The sequence below is a fragment of the Homoserinimonas sp. OAct 916 genome (genome assembly GCF_003260275.1).
Taxonomy (GTDB): domain Bacteria; phylum Actinomycetota; class Actinomycetes; order Actinomycetales; family Microbacteriaceae; genus OACT-916.
The window spans coordinates 20,218-36,874 of the sequence record NZ_QJHB01000013.1 but is presented as its reverse complement, the minus strand read 5'-3'; the positions used below and the strand labels follow the sequence as shown (position 1 = coordinate 36,874).

16 protein-coding genes, 2 tRNA genes and 1 riboswitch are annotated in these 16,657 nt (G+C 63.8%); of the genes, 8 read left to right on the top strand and 10 right to left on the bottom strand.

Going from position 1 to position 16,657, the window contains the following annotated elements:
• Positions 1-7: 7 nt before the first annotated feature.
• The gene (gene glgX, locus DL891_RS14880) at positions 8-2,185 is read right to left on the bottom strand and encodes a glycogen debranching protein GlgX (protein WP_111721242.1); all 2,178 of its coding nucleotides are present in this window, start codon (positions 2,183-2,185) and stop codon (positions 8-10) included.
• Positions 2,186-2,308: 123 nt separating this feature from the next.
• On the opposite strand from glgX, the gene DL891_RS14875 reads away from it, so the two are divergent.
• The gene (locus DL891_RS14875; RefSeq protein WP_111721241.1) at positions 2,309-2,647 is read left to right on the top strand and encodes a hypothetical protein; all 339 of its coding nucleotides are present in this window, start codon (positions 2,309-2,311) and stop codon (positions 2,645-2,647) included.
• A gap of 3 nt (positions 2,648-2,650) precedes the next feature.
• Here DL891_RS14875 and DL891_RS14870 read toward each other — a convergent pair whose 3' ends face one another.
• Positions 2,651-3,580, bottom strand: a complete 930-nt coding sequence (locus DL891_RS14870) for an LLM class F420-dependent oxidoreductase (protein WP_111721240.1) — start codon at positions 3,578-3,580, stop codon at positions 2,651-2,653.
• A 49-nt stretch (positions 3,581-3,629) separates the two neighbouring features.
• Positions 3,630-3,739, top strand: a riboswitch (TPP riboswitch).
• A gap of 58 nt (positions 3,740-3,797) precedes the next feature.
• On the opposite strand from DL891_RS14870, the gene DL891_RS14865 reads away from it, so the two are divergent.
• Genes DL891_RS14865 through DL891_RS14850 form a run of 4 tightly spaced genes read left to right on the top strand, consistent with a single transcriptional unit; the run spans position 3,798 to position 7,430 of the window.
• Positions 3,798-4,451: an ECF transporter S component gene (locus DL891_RS14865; protein WP_111721239.1), complete on the top strand. Its 654-nt coding sequence runs from the start codon at positions 3,798-3,800 to the stop codon at positions 4,449-4,451.
• Complete coding sequence (locus DL891_RS14860) at positions 4,451-5,977, top strand: ABC transporter ATP-binding protein (RefSeq protein WP_111721238.1); 1,527 nt, start codon at positions 4,451-4,453, stop codon at positions 5,975-5,977. Before DL891_RS14865 ends, DL891_RS14860 begins: the two co-directional genes overlap by 1 nt.
• Positions 5,977-6,798, top strand: a complete 822-nt coding sequence (locus DL891_RS14855; RefSeq protein WP_111721282.1) for an energy-coupling factor transporter transmembrane protein EcfT — start codon at positions 5,977-5,979, stop codon at positions 6,796-6,798. The genes DL891_RS14860 and DL891_RS14855 overlap by 1 nt, the downstream gene beginning before the upstream one ends.
• A complete protein-coding gene (locus DL891_RS14850) occupies positions 6,795-7,430 on the top strand; it encodes an ATP-binding protein (RefSeq protein ID WP_232819206.1) in 636 nt (211 codons plus the stop codon). The genes DL891_RS14855 and DL891_RS14850 overlap by 4 nt, the downstream gene beginning before the upstream one ends.
• Here DL891_RS14850 and DL891_RS14845 read toward each other — a convergent pair.
• The 4 genes from DL891_RS14845 to orn form a co-directional block, all read right to left on the bottom strand.
• Positions 7,427-8,734, bottom strand: a complete 1,308-nt coding sequence (locus tag DL891_RS14845) for a D-alanyl-D-alanine carboxypeptidase (protein WP_111721237.1) — start codon at positions 8,732-8,734, stop codon at positions 7,427-7,429. The two genes, DL891_RS14850 and DL891_RS14845, sit on opposite strands and share 4 nt — an antisense overlap.
• Before the next feature lie 194 nt (positions 8,735-8,928).
• Positions 8,929-9,270 (bottom strand): metallopeptidase family protein, encoded by a 342-nt coding sequence (locus DL891_RS14840; protein ID WP_111721280.1) that lies wholly within the window; start codon positions 9,268-9,270, stop codon positions 8,929-8,931.
• A 62-nt stretch (positions 9,271-9,332) separates the two neighbouring features.
• Positions 9,333-9,408 (bottom strand) — tRNA-His (locus DL891_RS14835).
• Positions 9,409-9,460: 52 nt separating this feature from the next.
• Complete coding sequence (orn, locus tag DL891_RS14830) at positions 9,461-10,081, bottom strand: oligoribonuclease (protein WP_111721236.1); 621 nt, start codon at positions 10,079-10,081, stop codon at positions 9,461-9,463.
• A gap of 55 nt (positions 10,082-10,136) precedes the next feature.
• Here orn and DL891_RS14825 point away from each other — a divergent pair, with 55 nt between their 5' ends.
• On the top strand, positions 10,137-10,415 hold the full coding sequence (locus DL891_RS14825) for a thioredoxin family protein (RefSeq protein WP_111721235.1): 279 nt from the start codon (positions 10,137-10,139) through the stop codon (positions 10,413-10,415).
• A 34-nt stretch (positions 10,416-10,449) separates the two neighbouring features.
• Here the strand turns inward: DL891_RS14825 and DL891_RS14820 are convergent, their stop codons facing one another.
• A complete protein-coding gene (locus DL891_RS14820) occupies positions 10,450-11,943 on the bottom strand; it encodes an APC family permease (protein ID WP_111721234.1) in 1,494 nt (497 codons plus the stop codon).
• Positions 11,944-12,154: 211 nt separating this feature from the next.
• Here DL891_RS14820 and DL891_RS14815 point away from each other — a divergent pair.
• Positions 12,155-12,227: transfer RNA gene (locus DL891_RS14815), tRNA-Arg, on the top strand.
• A 134-nt stretch (positions 12,228-12,361) separates the two neighbouring features.
• Entirely contained in the window at positions 12,362-13,840 is a 1,479-nt protein-coding gene (locus tag DL891_RS14810) for an arsenic transporter (protein WP_111721233.1), read from the top strand.
• Positions 13,841-13,966: 126 nt separating this feature from the next.
• On the opposite strand, the gene DL891_RS14805 is transcribed toward DL891_RS14810, so the two are convergent.
• The 3 genes from DL891_RS14805 to DL891_RS14795 all read right to left on the bottom strand — a co-directional run bounded on the left by DL891_RS14805 (position 13,967) and on the right by DL891_RS14795 (position 16,223).
• The gene (locus tag DL891_RS14805) at positions 13,967-14,791 is read right to left on the bottom strand and encodes a hypothetical protein (RefSeq protein ID WP_111721232.1); all 825 of its coding nucleotides are present in this window, start codon (positions 14,789-14,791) and stop codon (positions 13,967-13,969) included.
• 75 nt (positions 14,792-14,866) lie between these two features.
• Entirely contained in the window at positions 14,867-15,145 is a 279-nt protein-coding gene (locus DL891_RS14800) for a hypothetical protein (RefSeq protein WP_111721231.1), read from the bottom strand.
• Positions 15,146-15,224: 79 nt separating this feature from the next.
• Positions 15,225-16,223 (bottom strand): DMT family transporter, encoded by a 999-nt coding sequence (locus DL891_RS14795; protein ID WP_111721230.1) that lies wholly within the window; start codon positions 16,221-16,223, stop codon positions 15,225-15,227.
• Between the last annotated feature and the right edge of the window lie 434 nt (positions 16,224-16,657).

Below are 16,657 nucleotides of genomic sequence, written 5' to 3'. Positions count from 1 at the left end.
GGCCGAGTCAGTCCGCGGAATCTCGGGCGAGGAAGGCCACCGATGCCTCCGCAGAGTCGGCGGGCGGGCCGGCAGGTTCCCCCTTCAACACACGCAGTACGGTCATAGATCGACCGGCTACGGGATGCCGTGCCCCAGCGGGTCGGGGAACCGTGTCGGCCCCGCTTCCGGCGGTGTCGATCACGATCTCCCACTCGGCGCCGTATTCCTCGCCGGGGATCGTGAACTCGACCTCGTTCTCGTCCGCGTTGAAATAGAGCAGGAAGTTCACATCGACCACCGGGATTCCGCGCGAATCCACCTCGCGGATGCCCTGGCCATTCAGGAAGACCCCGACCGAGCGCTCCAGCGACACATCCCAGTTCTCCGGTTCCATCGGTTCACCGTCGAAGGTCAGCCAGACGATGTCGGGTAACGGTTCGCCCTCCCCGCGGTGCACCGGACGCCCGTCGAAGAATCGACTGCGCCGAAAGGTCGGGTGGGCACTGCGTAACGCCGCCACCATGGAGGTGAACTCCGACAGCGGTTCGTCGGCGGCATCCCAATTGATCCAGCTCAGCTCCGAATCCTGTGCATAAGTATTGTTGTTACCCGATTGGGTGCGGCCCAACTCATCGCCGTGCAACAACATCGGCACCCCTTGAGAGAGCAACAGTGTGGCGATGAAGTTGCGCTGGGCACGAGCCCTGCGGCCGAGGATGACGGGGTCGTCGGTCGGCCCCTCCACCCCCATGTTCCACGACCGGTTGAACGATTCGCCGTCCTTGTTGTTCTCGCCGTTGGCCTCATTGTGCTTCTCGTTGTAGGAGACCAGGTCGCGCAGGGTGAACCCGTCGTGCGCGGTCACGAAGTTGATCGACGCGACCGGCCGGCGCCCCGAATGCTCGTACAGGTCGGAAGACCCGGTCAACCGCGAGGCGAACTCGCCGAGCGTCGACGGTTCACCGCGCCAGAAGTCGCGCACCGTGTCTCGGTACTTCCCGTTCCACTCAGACCACAATGACGGGAAGTTGCCAACCTGGTAACCGCCGGGCCCGACATCCCACGGCTCGGCGATGAGCTTCACCTGGGAGACCACCGGGTCCTGCTGAACCAGCTCGAAGAAGGTCGACAATCTATCCACGTCGTAGAACTCGCGGGCGAGGGTCGAGGCGAGGTCGAATCGGAACCCGTCGACGTGCATCTCCACCACCCAGTAACGCAGCGAGTCCATGATCAGTTGCAACGCATGGGGATGGCGCACGTTCAAGGTGTTTCCGGTGCCGGTGTAGTCGACATAGTGCCGCGGGTCATCCTCGTCCAGGCGGTAGTACGCGGAGTTGTCGATGCCTCGGAAGGACAGTGTGGGCCCCATGTGGTTGCCTTCGGCGGTGTGGTTGTAAACCACATCGAGGATCACTTCGATACCCGCAACGTGGAGGGCACGCACCATGGTCTTGAACTCTTGCACCTGCTGGCCGGGGTTGTCTCCCGAGTAGTACTCCCGATGCGGTGCAAGAAACGCGATCGTGTTGTACCCCCAGTAGTTGGTCAGGCCATTTTCAATCAGAGTCTTGTCATGCACGAACTGATGAACTGGCATCAACTCGATTGCGGTGACCCCCAGTTTCACCAGATGGTCGATGACCGCTGGATGCCCGAGGGCGGCGTAGGTTCCGCGCAGCGGTTCGGGCACGTCCGGGTGCAACGCGGTCATCCCCTTCACATGCGCCTCGTAGATGAACGTTTCGCTATACGGCGTCTTCGGGTGCCGGTCGCCCTCCCAATCGAAATAGGGATTGATGACGACCCCGAGCATCATGTGTGGTGCCGAATCTTCGTCGTTACGGGAATCTGGATCACCGAACTCGTAGGAGAACAGCGACTGATTCCAGTCGATGTCGCCATCGGTCGCTTTCGCATACGGGTCGAGCAGCAATTTACTGGGATTGGCCCGGTGCCCGTTCGCGGGATCGTATGCGCCGTGCACCCGATAGCCGTAGCGTTGCCCTGGCTGCACAGAGGGAAGAAAACAATGCCAGACGAACCCGTCGACTTCGTGCATCTCGACCCGGGTTTCGACCCGGTCGTCGTCGAAGAGGCAGAGTTCCACGCGTTCGGCGCACTCGCTGAACAAGCTGAAGTTCGTGCCGCTGCCGGTGAAGGTGGCGCCGAGCGGGTAGGGGGTTCCAGGCCAGATTTCCATGTGTCCTCCATCGGGGGCGGTGATGAGTTAACCGTAACCGCATCGGCCGTAAATGACTGTGCGTTGAAAAGTAAGAAGGCACGTCGGCTGGTTTCGCTCGCCGTGCACGGGTACCGTTGGGTTATGACGAATCTCGCTGTGCAACTGGCCGACGCTGTCAAGAGTCTGGGAATGGGAACCGTCTACGGTGACCCGATCGAGGTGGAAGGCGTCACCCTCGTGCCGGTTTCGCTGGCCTACTACGGTTTCGGCGGCGGCAGCGATGCCTCCGATGAGCCGGACGGTTCAGTGGCGGGCGGCGGCGGTGGCGGTGGAATGTCGATTCCGGTCGGCGCGTACATCAAAGACATCGACGGGTTGCGGTTCCGGCCCAACCTGGTCACGTTGATGGCTGTGTCGATACCGATGATCTGTGTCTCCGGGTGGGCGATGGCCCGCGTCATCCGCGCCCTGAAGAAATAGCCGTCAGGGCCGGTTCAGCTGCGGCACGACTTCGCTCGCGATCAGCTCGAGGTGGTCCAGGTCGCCGAGGTCGAGCACCTGCAGGTAGACCCGCTCGACGCCCAACTCTTGGAGTCGACTGAGCCTGTCGACCGCTTCTGGGACGGTGCCCGCCACCGCGTGGGTGCGCAGCTCCGCACCCTCGCGGCCAATGGCAGCCGCACGGGACTGGAACTCCGGCTCGGAACCGCCGACCGCAACTGCCAGAGCCACCGAGTAGACGAGTTCATCGGCAGAGCGCTCGATGGCCTCGCACGCGTCTCGCACGCCGCGGAACAGCCCGGGAATCGCTTCGAACTCCGGGAACGACGCGTTGTACTCGTCGGCGAATCGCGCGGCAAGGGCGGGCGTGCGCTTCGGACCCTTGCCGCCGACGATGATCGGGGGCGGGGACTGGATCGGTTTCGGCAGAGCGGGCGAATCGACCAGGGTGTGGTGCTCACCCGCGAACGAGAACGTCTCACCGAGCGGTGTGTTCCACAGGCCGGTGACGATGGCCAGTTGCTCCTCGAGCAGGTCGAACCGATTGGAGGGGAAGGGAATGCCGTAGGCCTCGTGCTCGCGAGCGAACCAGCCCGCACCGAGGCCCAATTCAACCCGGCCGCGCGACATCTGGTCGACCTGGGCGACTTGGATCGCCAAGATGCCCGGGTGGCGATAGGTGACTGAGGAGACCAGGGTGCCGAGTCTGATGGTGGTGGTCTCGCGGGCAACGCCGGCAAGGGTTGTCCACGCATCGGTCGGCCCCGGCAACGGATTGCCGTCACCCATGCGCAAATAGTGGTCGGAACGGAAGAAACCGTCGAACCCGAGTCGTTCCGCGGCTTGGGCGACCGCGAGCAGTTCGTCGTAGTCGGCACCCTGCTGAGGTTCGGTGAAAATACGAAAGTCCATGCCTGCGAGTCTTTCATGAAGCGCACCGGGGGTGTGTGGGTTAGGCTTGAGACATAAACACGGGAGTCCGGTGAGCCGGGCTGAGAGGAAGATTCTCAATCTTCGACCGTCGAACCTGATCTGGATAATGCCAGCGCAGGGAGGCAGCTTCTCTTGCGTTCAGGCACCGTCTGAACGCAAACCCGTGCCCAGTTATCGTCTGACGAGAGGGCACGACATGGTGCACACAACAAAAACGACGGAAACCGAATCCACCCCCGATGTGGCCGTCGCCACCGGCAAACCGAAGCGCAGTTTTCGCTGGCGCGTGGTTGACATCGTCATCGCGGCCGTCATCGGAGTCGCGGCCGGGGTGCTGTTCTGGGCGTGGGGCATCGCCTACGAGGGTTTCAGCGGGCCGCTCAAGGCGGCACTGCCCGGTCTGCAGGGGATCTTCGGCGGCGGCTGGCTGTTCGCCGGAGTCATCGGCGGGTTAATCATTCGCAAGCCTGGGGCAGCCCTGTTCACCGAGGTGATCGCCGCCGCCGTCTCGGCGGCGATCGGCACGAGCTGGGGGGTGACGACCATCATCTCCGGGCTTCTGCAGGGACTGGGTGCCGAACTCGTGTTCGCGCTGTTCCTCTATGCGAACTGGCGCATCTACGTCGCGATCCTGGCGGGTATGGCGGCGGGTATGGCGGCTGGGGTGAACGACCTGATCGTTTGGTATCCGGGCGTGACCTGGGCGTTCAGGATCACGTATTTCGTGTCTGTCGCCGTGTCCGGGGCGGTCATCGCGGGAGCACTTTCCTGGTTCGCCGTGCGGGGAATCGCCCGAACCGGCGCGCTCGGGCGGTTTGCGGCCGGCCGGGAAGTGACGGCCGACGTCTGATGTCTGCGCCGTACCGCGATCTGGGCGGTGACCCGGTGCGTGGCAGCCGGGTGACGGCCAGCGGCTGGGGTTGGCGACATGCCGGCCGCAGGGCGTGGGCAGTGCGCGACCTCGACCTCGACATCGAGCCGGGGGAGAAGGTGCTTCTGCTCGGGCCCTCCGGTGCCGGGAAGTCCACCCTCGTGCACGCCCTCGCCGGGGTGTTGGGTGATTCCGATGACGGAGATGACAACGGACGACTGCTGGTCGACGGGTTGCCGCCCGCGGCGGTGCGCGGCCGGGTCGGTCTGGTCTTGCAGGATCCCGATTCGCAGGTGACCCTGGCGCGGGTGGGTGACGATGTCGCGTTCGGCTGCGAAAACCTCGGAGTCGAACGCGATGAGATCTGGCGACGCGTGGGCCAGGCGTTGGATGCGGTGGGCCTGGACCTGCCGCTTGATCACTCCACCTCCCGGCTGTCCGGGGGGCAGAAGCAGCGATTGGCACTGGCCGGGGTGCTCGCAATGCGGCCCGGGCTGGTGCTTCTCGACGAGCCGACCGCCAACCTCGACCCCGTGGGGGTCGCAGAGGTACGGGACGCTGTGGCCCGGATGCTCGAGCACACCAAAGCGACCCTGATCGTGATCGAACACCGGGTGGGGGTCTGGCTTCCCCTGGTCGACCGGGTGATCGTGCTCGACCCCGGCGGTGGCCTGCTGGCCGATGGGCACCCGGAGCAGGTACTCGCTGAAGAAGGGGCCCGTCTGGCCGCGCAGGGTGTGTGGGTTCCGGGGTTTCCGCCTGCCCACCCTGAGCGCCGACGCGCCGTGAGCTCCGTCGGCCCGAACGATGCTTCGAGCACAGACGTCTTGCTGTGTGCTGACGACCTTTCGGTGGCGCGAATCCCGGGCACCGTGGTCGCCTCGGGTGTGCGGCTCACGGTGAACTCCGGGCAGGCCCTCGCGGTGACCGGGCCGAACGGCTCTGGCAAATCGACCCTCGCCCTGACACTTGCCGGCCTGTTGCCCACCGCGGGCGGTGACCTTCGAGCCACCGACAGATTGGCCCAAGGCGCTGGGAGTAAACCGTTTCGTTGGAAATCACGGCAGTTGCTCACCCGAATCGGCACCGTCTTTCAAGACCCGGAACACCAGTTTCTTACGGCCACTGTTCGTAAAGAGTTGGAGCTCGGGCCGCGCACCCTCGCGCTTTCTGGGGCAAAAATTCAGGCTTTGGTAGACGAGTTACTGCAGCGCCTGCGGTTGGATCATCTGGCCCTGGCAAACCCATTCACCCTCTCCGGGGGTGAGAAGCGCCGGCTTTCGGTGGCCACGGCGCTGGCCACGAACCCCCAGGTGTTGGTCTTGGACGAGCCCACTTTCGGGCAGGATGCGCAGACCTGGCAAGAACTGGTGGCACTGCTCGCGGGTCTTCTTGATGGCGGAACCGCATTGGTCGCTGTCACTCACGATCGAGAGTTCGTCGAAGCACTCGCCGACCATACACATGAGCTCACCTCGCCGCTTCCCGTCGGGCCGGTGCGGTGATGACCCGCACGACTGCCACACCCACCGGTCCCGCACTCCGAACCAGCAAGGGCACCCGACCGATCCACCGGGTGAACCCGGTCACGAAACTGGCGGCGGCGTTCATTATCAGTCTCACCCTGATCGCCAGCGTCGACTGGGTATCAGCCGGGGTGGTACTGGTTCTGGAAGCCGCGCTTTTCGGGTGGGCGGGCATACGGCTGTCAGTGTTCCTCAAGCGCAGTTGGCCAATACTGCTCGCCGCGCCGCTCGCCGGGTTGACCACCCTGCTCTACGGTGAGCCGTCGGGCCAGAGCTACTGGCAGTTTCTGTTCGTGCACATCACCGACGGCTCGATCTACCTGGGTGTTGCAACTGGCCTGCGCATTCTCGCGATCGGGTTGGCGGGCATGGTCATGTTTCTGACGATCGACCCGACCGACCTCGCCGATGGTCTCGCCCAAGTGGTGCGGCTACCCGCCCGATTCGTGTTGGGGGCGCTGGCAGCGATGCGGCTCGCCGGGCTCCTCGTCGACGACTGGCGCTCGCTCGGTCTGGCCCGCCGAGCCCGCGGGGTGGGTGACTCGCAGGGATTCATGGGCAAGCTGCGGCTCTGGTTGAACCAGGCGTTCTCGCTTCTGGTGTTGGCTCTACGGCGCGGCAGCAAACTGGCGACCGCGATGGAGGCCCGCGGTTTCGGCGCCGACACGCAACGGAGTTGGGCCAGGGAGTCGGTGTTCGTCGGCCGGGACTGGTTCTTGGTCATGATCGCCGTGTTGGTCGCGGCGACCGCCGTTGGCATCTCGGTCTGGTCCGGTCACTGGAACTTCATCTTCGGATGACACCCACGAATCCGATGAATGAGGCCACCGGGAACTACGATCACGGGGGGCAGGATCTCGCGGGTCTGCTCGCACCGATCCGCGAACGATTGCGCGCCTCGTCGCCGAACCCGGTGATCTTGATAGACGGGCCCAGCGGCGCCGGAAAGACCACACTCGCCGACGCCCTTGCGTGCGCGCTCCCGCGCAGCGTCGTCGTGCACCTCGACGACCTCTACCTCGGCTGGAGCGGGCTTGACCACGGCAGCCGCCAGGTCGTGGAACAGTTGTTGGTGCCCCGCGCTGCGGGTCTCCCAGGGCGCTGGCAGCGCTACGACTGGAAGACGGGCGAACTAGCCGAATGGCACCGGGTGGATGCCGGGTATCCGCTGATCATCGAGGGCTGCGGTGCGCTGAGCCGTGCCGGCGCCGCACTCGCCGACCTACGAATCTGGCTGGTGGCCGATGATGACGAGCGCAAGGTGCGCGCGTTGGCTCGCAGTGAGGGCTTCGACGCCTTCTGGGAGGCGTGGGAGCAACAGTTCGCCGCGTTCGTGGCCAAGGAGAAACCCCAACAGTCAGCCGACCTGATCCTCGATGCGTGTGGTGTGAGCCGCGGCGAATTCGGAAGTGATGGCCGCGCGCCTCGCTAGGGAGAACCGGTGGGCGATGATGACGGGGCGCTACTTGGCCCGGCAGTGTCGCGCGGTGCCTGGAACGGGGGATGCGCGAACCACTCCTGGATCAGCGGCACCGGGTGGAGCACCCGCCAGACGAGGCTGGGGCTGTCGATCGTCTCATCCAGCTCGAGCGGAGCCGTCACTGTTCCGCGAGAACCCGCAACCTCGACACTGCCCACGAGGGCACCTCGAGGATTCGTGCTGAACTCGACGGTTTCGATGGTGCTGGTCGGCTTCTGCTGCAGCCAGCCCAATTCGGTGCGGTCGAGCATGGCCACTCCGTCGGCCGTGTCTCCCCACACAGTGGTGAACCTGGCGTAGCTGTCACCGGTGGTGACGAGTGGCTGCTGCTGGATTCCGGCTTCGGCGCTGTCCATCAGAGCCGCGGCGGCCGCATCGAGGGTGTCCCAGTCGGGTTGCCCGATGAACACCCCATAAAACGTGAACGTGTCGTCGCCGGCAGGGACGGTCGCGGAAAACAGCAGACAGATTCCCGCAGTCTCGGTGTAGCTGCGAGAGATTCCGGTCACTCCCCGTTCGGGCAGGTACTGAGTGCGGTTGTTGAAACCGCGGCCGTGCGAGTTGAGGTCGTCGACGGAGCCGAGCAGTTCGGCGATGGTCGGGTCCGTTGCGGCGATCGCGGCCAACGTGGCGAGATCGGTCGCGGTGGACACGTCGTCTTCGGACAACCCGGTGGAGTCGGCCAGGCGGGTCGAGGTGAGTGCGTGCTTCAGCAGCCAGCTGTCGGCGGCTTCCAGATAGGCGGCGCCCGAACCGAATGCCCACCGGGCCAGGGACTCCGCGTGGTTATTGCTCGAACCGAGCAGCATTGCCTGCATCATCTCGCGTTGGGTCCAGGTCTCGCCGGGCAGAACGGTGACCGTGGCGTTACCGGCGTTTGTGTTGTCGATGTAAGAACGGTAATCCTCGATACCGATCGTGATTGCTGGCCCGTTTCGGCCGGCCTCCAGCGGTTTCTCATCGAGCACGACCAACGCCGTGATCACCTTGGCGATGCCGGCTATCGGCAGTGGGCCTGAATTGCCGGCCACAGCCAACGGGGCCTCGGTGGCCGCTCCGGTGATGGCGCTGGCGCCGGTTTCGGGCAAAACCGGTGGGTTCACGACCGTTTCCGGTGCGGGCGGGGTGAGCACCTGCGCATCGACCTGGGGGAGCGGACCGAGCAGGGTGGCCGGTCCGTAGACGCCCAGAGCCAGAATCACCAGGGCACCGATCGTGACTCCGACGATGCGGCGTGGGTGGGTTCTGCGGGACATGTCCTCAGAGTAAATGCAGTCGCCTCAGTATTCGGATGCCCGGGCCGGAGTGTGGGCAAGTTGTGATGCGATGGGGTGTCTGTCGGATGAGGTCGATCGCAGCAATCCCCTTCGCACGGCCTCCGGCTGCTGACACATCGTTGAGTGCCGGCGATGTGGGCTCACTCTCGGCGCCGCGTGGTCTCGCGGCGGTTTCAGGCCCAGCCGAGTTCGTGCAGTTTCTCGTCATCGATGCCGTAGAAATGGGCGATCTCGTGCACCAGGGTGACGTGAATCTCCTCCTTGAGCTCCTCCAGCGACTCACACATCGTGAGCAACGGCTCGCGGAACAGGATGATGCGGTCGGGCATCTCGCCATAGCCGTATTGGCCACGCTCGGTCAGGGCGATCCCATCGTACAGACCGAGCAGGTCGAGGGAACCGTCTTCTGGTCGATCCTCGACGACGAAGATGACGTTGTCGATGCCGTCGACCATGTCATCGGGTAGTGCGTCGAGTGCGGCGACGAAGAGCTCCTCGAACTCGTCCTCGGTCATCTCGAGCACGGCACAGCCTTCCACGCTCGGGGCACGACGTGCCCGCTGCTATGAAACTTTCTTGGGGTGGACGACGGGACTTGAACCCGCGGCATCCGGCTCCACAAGCCAGCGCTCTACCAACTGAGCTACGCCCACCATGTGTGCCAGCCACGATTTTGTCAGCGGCCAACACAACCTCTTCATACTATTACATCTGGGCGGCGTGTGAAGACACCACGCTCGCGGCGACGTCTTTCGCCTGCACCGAGCTGGGGCCCGGCTCAGGAACGAACACCGCCCTGCGGTAGTAATCGAGCTCGCGAATGGACTCGAGAATGTCGGCGAGGGCACGATGGCCGCCGTTCTTTTCAGGAGCTGCGAAGTACACGCGCGGATACCAGCGCCGAGACAGCTCCTTGATCGAGGAGACGTCAACGCTGCGATAGTGCAGTTGGCCGTCGAGCGTCGGCATGAATTTGGCCAGGAAAGCACGATCCGTTCCTATCGTGTTGCCGGCGAGCGGTGGCCTCTGCCCCTCGGGGATGTACTTCGAGAGGTACTCCAACGTCTGGCGTTCCGCATCGGCAACACTCACCCCATGGGGGATCTCATCGATCAGCCCCGACTCGGTGTGCATCTCGCGCACGAAGTCACCCATCTGCTCCAGCGCATCGTCGTCGGCCGCGATCACGATGTCGAGGCCCGGGTCGACGAGGTTGAGGTCGTAGTCGGTGACGACTACCGCGATCTCGACCAACTGGTCCTTCTCGAGGTCGAGTCCGGTCATCTCGCAGTCGATCCAGACGAGTCGATCTGTGGCTGTTGTCATGCCGAAAGTCTAGTGTCGGCCGCCGACAGCCGGCCTCGGCCGTAGACTGGTGGGGATGAATCAACTCCCTGAGCTGCTGCTTTTCACGTCTGCTTTCTGTGACCCGTGCATGCTGACGAGGGAGGTGCTCGCCGAGGTGAAACGCCTCGTTCCGGCCATCAACGTGCGCGAGTTCGATATTGTGCGGCACGAGCCGCAGGCCGCCGCATTCGACATCCTCACCACTCCCACCGTCGTGCTTGCAAACGCGAGCGGCACCGAGATCTTTCGGGCATCCGGGGTGCCGACGATCAACCAGGTGTTGACGGCAGTCGCGGGGGCGATGGCACCGTAGCACGCTGGATGAGCCGGCACCCGGCGCGCCGAAGTCACCCGTTTCGCAACTGCTCGGCGATCTCGACTGCGTCGCCCTCAGGCAGGCTGAGGTTGCGGCCGGGGCGCACGATGGCCATATAGATCAGGCCGGTGCCGACCACGAGGACAAGACCGATGAGCACGATCCAGTCAGACAGGAACTCGCCGCTGGTGCCCGGCCAGGCCAGCAGGAACATCGCGGTGATGCCGTAGGCGAGGGCGACGATGTTCACAACGAGACCCCACGCACCGAGGCTGAATTGCCCAGCCGGCTTCCAGCCCTTGAACCGAGCCAGCAGCGAGGCCAGCACCACCGACTGGAACGACACGTAGATTCCGAGCACCGCGAACGCTGTCACCTGATTGATGAGACCCTCAGGCCCGAAGTAGATGATCAGGCAGATCAAGATCGGCACCAGGCAGGCGACGATCAACGCATTGCGGGGCACCTTCTTCGCGGAGACCTCGGCCAACCACTTGTGGCCGGGCATCATCCCGTCGCGGCCGAACGAGTACAGCAGTCGACTGCCGGCCGCCTGCAGGCTGAGCACGCAGGAGAGGAATGCGGTGAGCGCGATCACGAGGAAGATCTTTCCTCCCACTGTTCCGAGCGTGGCCTCCAAGATGCCGGCAATCGGATCGGCGTTCTCGCCGCTGACGATTGCTGCCAGATCCGGTGCGGCCAAGATGTAGCCGGCGAATGCGATGAGTCCGGATACGCCGCCGACGAGGATGGTCATGATCATGGCTCTCGGAATCTCTTTGCCCGGGTTCGCCACCTCCTCGGCGACCTCCCCGCAGGCTTCGAAACCATAGAACAGGAACAAGCCGGTCAGCGCGGCACCGATGAACACCGGGAGGTAGCTGCCGTCGCCGGCGGTTCCCATGGTGTCGAAGAAGACCGAGAAGTCGTTCTTGCGCTGGAAGATCATCAGATAGATCCCCACCCCGACCACCCCGATCAGCTCCGCACCGAGACCGATCTTGGCGGCGCGAGCGAGGTTCTTGGTGCCGCTCAGGTTGATGACCAGGGCCACCAGGAGCAGGGCGACTGCCAGAGCCAGCGATATCTCTTTTGTTTGCGGCAGGCCGAACAGGCTGGCAAGAAACCCGGTGCCATACTCGGCCACCGACGTGACGGTGACGATGATGGCCCAGATGTAGATCCACGCCGCCATCCAAGCGAAGTAGCGGCCAGAGAGCCGCCTCACCCAGGGATAGATGCCGCCGGCAATGGGATACTGCGAGACGACCTCGCCGAAGACCAGGGCAACGAGCAACTGGCCGCAACCGACGATGACCAGCCAGAAGATGACCGGCGGGCCGCCCAGTGAGACGCCGAAGGCGAATAAGGAGTAGACCCCGACAAGGGGGGAGAGGTAGGTGAAGCCGAGGGCGAACGTGCCCCACAGCGACATCGACCGGTCGAATCGGCCCTCGTAACCGAGTTTGCGGAGGTGTTCCTCATCGCTGAGGAAATTTCGCGTTTTATTATCGGGAATGGACATGGTCACCTTTCCATTGTCGGCCGTGCCGAAATGGAGAGTACGGATCGTCAACCCAGCAACTCGCCGCACCACATCCACTGGGGCGCATTGGGCACAGCATAATGCGGGTGTGCGCCGCCTCCCAGCATTCAGCAACGTCTTGTCTTTTCGTGTCGCGCGCGCTGGTCGAAGTTCCGGCCACCCCCTGCGGTATCGTGTTACAGGTACCCATGCCTCCGTAGCTCAGGGGATAGAGCAGGAGCCTTCTAATCTCTTGGTCGCAGGTTCGAATCCTGCCGGGGGCACGCGGGCCTGTGGCTCCTTGAGCTTTGGCCGGATCGACGCCACTTGGGCCTCGCGAACACCCGTGTGGTTCCGACGGTCCGTCGACAGGTCTCGGTAGAGCCGTCGACGCGCAGGCCTGGAGGATTCCCGTCTCATGACCATCGTCGCCATCGCGATCTTCGTCGTCACCCTGGTGCTTGTCATCTGGCAACCGCGCGGCCTCGGGATCGGCTGGTCGGCCCTCGGGGGAGCGGTTCTTGCGCTGATCACGACTGTTGTCAGCCTTTCAGACATTCCGACGGTCTGGAACATCGTCTGGAACGCCACGTTCGCATTCGTAGCCATCGTGTTGATCTCGCTGCTCCTTGACGAGTCGGGCCTTTTCGAATGGGCCGCACTTCACGTCGCCCGCTGGGGGCGCGGCAATGGCCGACTCCTGTTCGTTCTCATCGTTTTGCTTGGTGCTGCGATCGCAGCACTGTTCGCGAACGACGGTGCCGCCCTCATCCTGACCCCGATCGTCATTCAGATTCTGCTGGCGCTGAAATTTTCAGCCAAAGCATCCCTCGGCTTCGTGATCGCCTGCGGCTTCATCGCCGACGCCGGAAGCCTGCCACTGGTCGTGTCCAACCTCGTCAACATCATCTCCGCAGACTACTTCGACATCGGATTCGGTCGGTATGCCTTGATCATGGTGCCCGTCGGCATTGTGACGGTGGTGGCGAGCATGGGAGTGTTGATGCTTTATTTCCGAAAGTCGATCCCGACCCGTTACGACCCCTCCGGGCTTGTCCCACCGCGCACTGCAATCCATGATCCGCTGACCTTTCGCGTGGGCTGGGTCGTGCTCGCCCTGCTCCTTGTCGGCTACTTCGTGGCCGACCCCCTGAACATCCCGCTCTCAGTGATCGCGGGGTCGGGGGCCGCGACGCTGTGCGTTGTTGCCGCGCGCAGGCCCACGTTTCTCTTCAGCCATGCGAAAGCACTCACATCCCGGTCAGCCGTCACCGACACCGCCGCAGACGGCGTGGCTCGGGACACCGTGCTCACTCACCGTGATCTCGAAGCTCCCGGAGCAGCAGACCGCGGCTCCGACGCCATGGGTTCGCTCGCGGCTGCAACCGAGAGGGTCGGTGGGCTTCGACGGGTCTCGGTCACAAAGGTCTTCAGGGAAGCCCCGTGGCAGATAGTGCTTTTCTCGATCGGAATGTATCTCGTCGTCTACGGGTTGCGCAACCAGGGCATTACAGACAACCTTGCCGGAGTGTTCTCTGCCATCGGCAACAACGGCACACTTGTCACCGCGCTCGGCGTGGGCGTGATCGTCGCCGGACTCGCCTCGATCATGAACAACATGCCCGCGGTGCTGATCGCAGCGCTCGCCATCGCGTCTGCCGGGGCGACCGGGCTCACCCATGAAGTCATGATCTATGCCAACGTCATCGGCTCTGACCTCGGGCCCAAGATCACCCCGATCGGCAGCCTTGCCACCTTGCTCTGGCTGCATGTCCTCGATCGCAAAGGTATCCATATCGGGTGGGGACAGTACTTTCGAACCGGAATCGTGCTCACCATTCCCGTCCTGTTGATCTCTCTCACCGCGCTGGCGGGTTGGCTCATCATCCTCGGTTGAGAATGGGCAAGCCGTTCATCGATGCGCATATTCGAGCCCACCCAGTTCAGCCATGGCGCCGAGGTCCGTCGAATTCCTGGGGCCCAGACGGCCCCCGTGCGACACCTCAACCCGCTGGGGTGGCGATCAGCGCTGGTTGTGGTTCAGTGCGCCGAGGTCGTCGAAGAACTGCTCGCTGGGCGTCGAGAACGGCACTGTCGGTGCCTGATCGGGCGCGAATTGCGGCGTCGGTGCAGGTGGGAATGGCTGAGTGGGCGTTGCAGCTTGCGCGGCCGCTGGTTGGGCCGCGAACGGTTGGGCGACCGGTTGGGCAGCGACCGGCTGGGGGACCTGCGGAACCGGAGCCGCGGAGGCCCGCTGGATCGGCGTGTTGGCCGCCGAGTCACTGTAACGCTCCTGATGCTGCTGAGCGACCCAGGCTTCTTGCTCTGCGAGCAGCTTGCGTTCCGACTCGCTGGAGGCCTGTTGCCAGGCATCGAGGTCGGCCTCAAAAATGCGCTTGGCCTTGTTGGGCCGATCGCACCAGTAGAGCAGACGCTCCCTGAACGCCAGAACCACCGGGTCGAGCAGGTAGCCGAATGTGGCGGAGTTGCGCTTCATCTCGTTCAATTGGTGGGAAGCCCAATTGGCGGCAATGTCTGAGCCGTTCAGCGGAAGGAGCCTGATCTGGGCATCCGCTCTGCCGATCGTGCGATTCGCGAGCATCTGCTCCTGCGGCGACAGCGAATTCCACACCGAGGCCTCCGTGGCCGCCTCGATGAGGGCCAGCACTGCGGCGTCGCGTAAACCGCGGTCGTACCGGCGAAGCAAGCCTCGGATTCCCATTCTGGTGACCCATCCGGCGAGCACGGCGCCTATGAGCAGCGCGAGCAGGAACAGAAACCCAACGCGCACGGATTCTTGCCCGCGGTCGGTGACGAGCCAGTCCAAAAAGTCGCTCAACCATTCCATGCTGGCACCCTACAGCGACGGGCGCCGGATCGGCCGTCGCCGGGCCGCCGTGTTGCCGATCAGCCGCAGCGCGCGTCAGGCGGAGCTGAAACTCTCCTCTGCATCATCGAGCCGCCAGAACAGCCCCAGTGGCAGTGTGGCCGCAGGCAATGCCCCGGGCGCGGCCCGCATGAGGCGCCGGGCGCTGTAGCGGTCACCGGCGGGGTCGAGAAGTCGCTCGATGTGACCGACGATGTGACCGTCGCGGCCGCAAACCCGCCACAGGTCATCACGCACCGCGGTGAGAGTATGCCGCCTGTTCGCTGCAACGGCATGTGGTGCCGGCATGGCCATTTCGGTTGCTGTGTCGCGCATGTTGTCCCCTTACCTCTGCCGGCCTCGAATGTTGTGAATGCCAGACTAAGGTGGGCCACCGACATCGCCGGGGCAGCTGTTAGTCGGGAACGTCGACTGGGTCGCTGGGGCGCACGTCGATGACCGTGATCGCACCGGTCGACAGAAGCACGTCCTGCGCCTCCAGATCTGGCCCAACCAGCTTGTGCACGCGCGCCGTCTGGGCGAGCAAGATTCCGGCCAGCACGATCGCGATGCCGATGATCTGGTTGAGCGCGAGTGCCTCGCCGAGCCAGAGCCAGGCAACGATGAAAGCGAAGATCACCTCGGAGGAAGAGATGATGCCGGCCGCTGTCGCAGTGAGATGTTTGAGGGCAAGGAACGAGAGAAAGAAGGGGGCGAAAGATCCGAGCACGATGTTCCAGAGCATGGGCAGCCACAGGGGCAGGATCACCTCGCTCAGTGTCCCCGACATCGAGACTTCGGTCTGAAATGCGTCGAGCGGAATCCGCCACCATTGGCTGAAGATAGCCCAGAACGCTGCGGCGAAGAGCATCGACCAGAACGCCACGGCGAGGGCGGATGTCTGTGCAACCAGCCGTTCGCCGAGTAGCAGGTAGATCGTCAATGAGAGCGCTGCGAGCAGGCCCATCATCACACCGAGTGGGTCCAGGGTGCTGGCCCAGATCTGTGCCACGAACGCCAGGCCGATGATGACGCAGACAATGGCCCACCACAGCCTGGCCTTCACCTGCTCCTTGAAGATCCCCCAAGCGATGACTGCCACGAGGATGATCGCCATGTACTCCAGCAGAAGCGCGATCCCGACTGGAACCAGGCTCAGCGCGGAGGCGTAGAACCATTGCACCATCGCCACACCGGTGATCCCGAGGATCACCATGACGCCCAACCTTCTCAGAGGGAGACGAAACGCGTTTCGATCCAGAAAGAGCAAGACAATGCCGGAGATCGCGGCAACGCCGGCGACGCGAAAAAAGGTGACCTGGGCCGGGGAGATGCCGGTTTCGACCAAGACCTTGATGACGCTGCCGTTCGCGGCAAAAAGCAGCGCGGAAAGCAGCGCGTAGATGTAGCCCATACCGGTTAGCCTTCGCGGGGCATAACAGTGACATGGGCGCTCATGGCTCCACTCTATGGGCAACTCTCCTCGCCGCCGTGCGTTGCATCTGGGAGAGGACTAAAGGCTTTACACCAGTGCCCTTATCGATGACAGTACTGGTATGGATCAAGACAGCAGGCTCGCGGAACCGCGGCGAGGCATTCTCGAGCCCGGATGGGTCGCCGCTCGGTAGTCGCTGGCCAGGGAGTACTCCGCGGCAAGCCGTAATTCCGCCGTGTCGTCACGGCATCACATGCTCTCCGTTTTTTTGAAAGTCCGGTCCTCCACACCCGCCCTAACCGCCTGACTTTGCTCAATTTTGGATCTTCGTCCCGTTCGCATCACGGGGCGAGTGAGCATGGATGCACGCCTCGGGGCGACCGAAACCGGCACGAGTGTCACCCCGAGGCGTA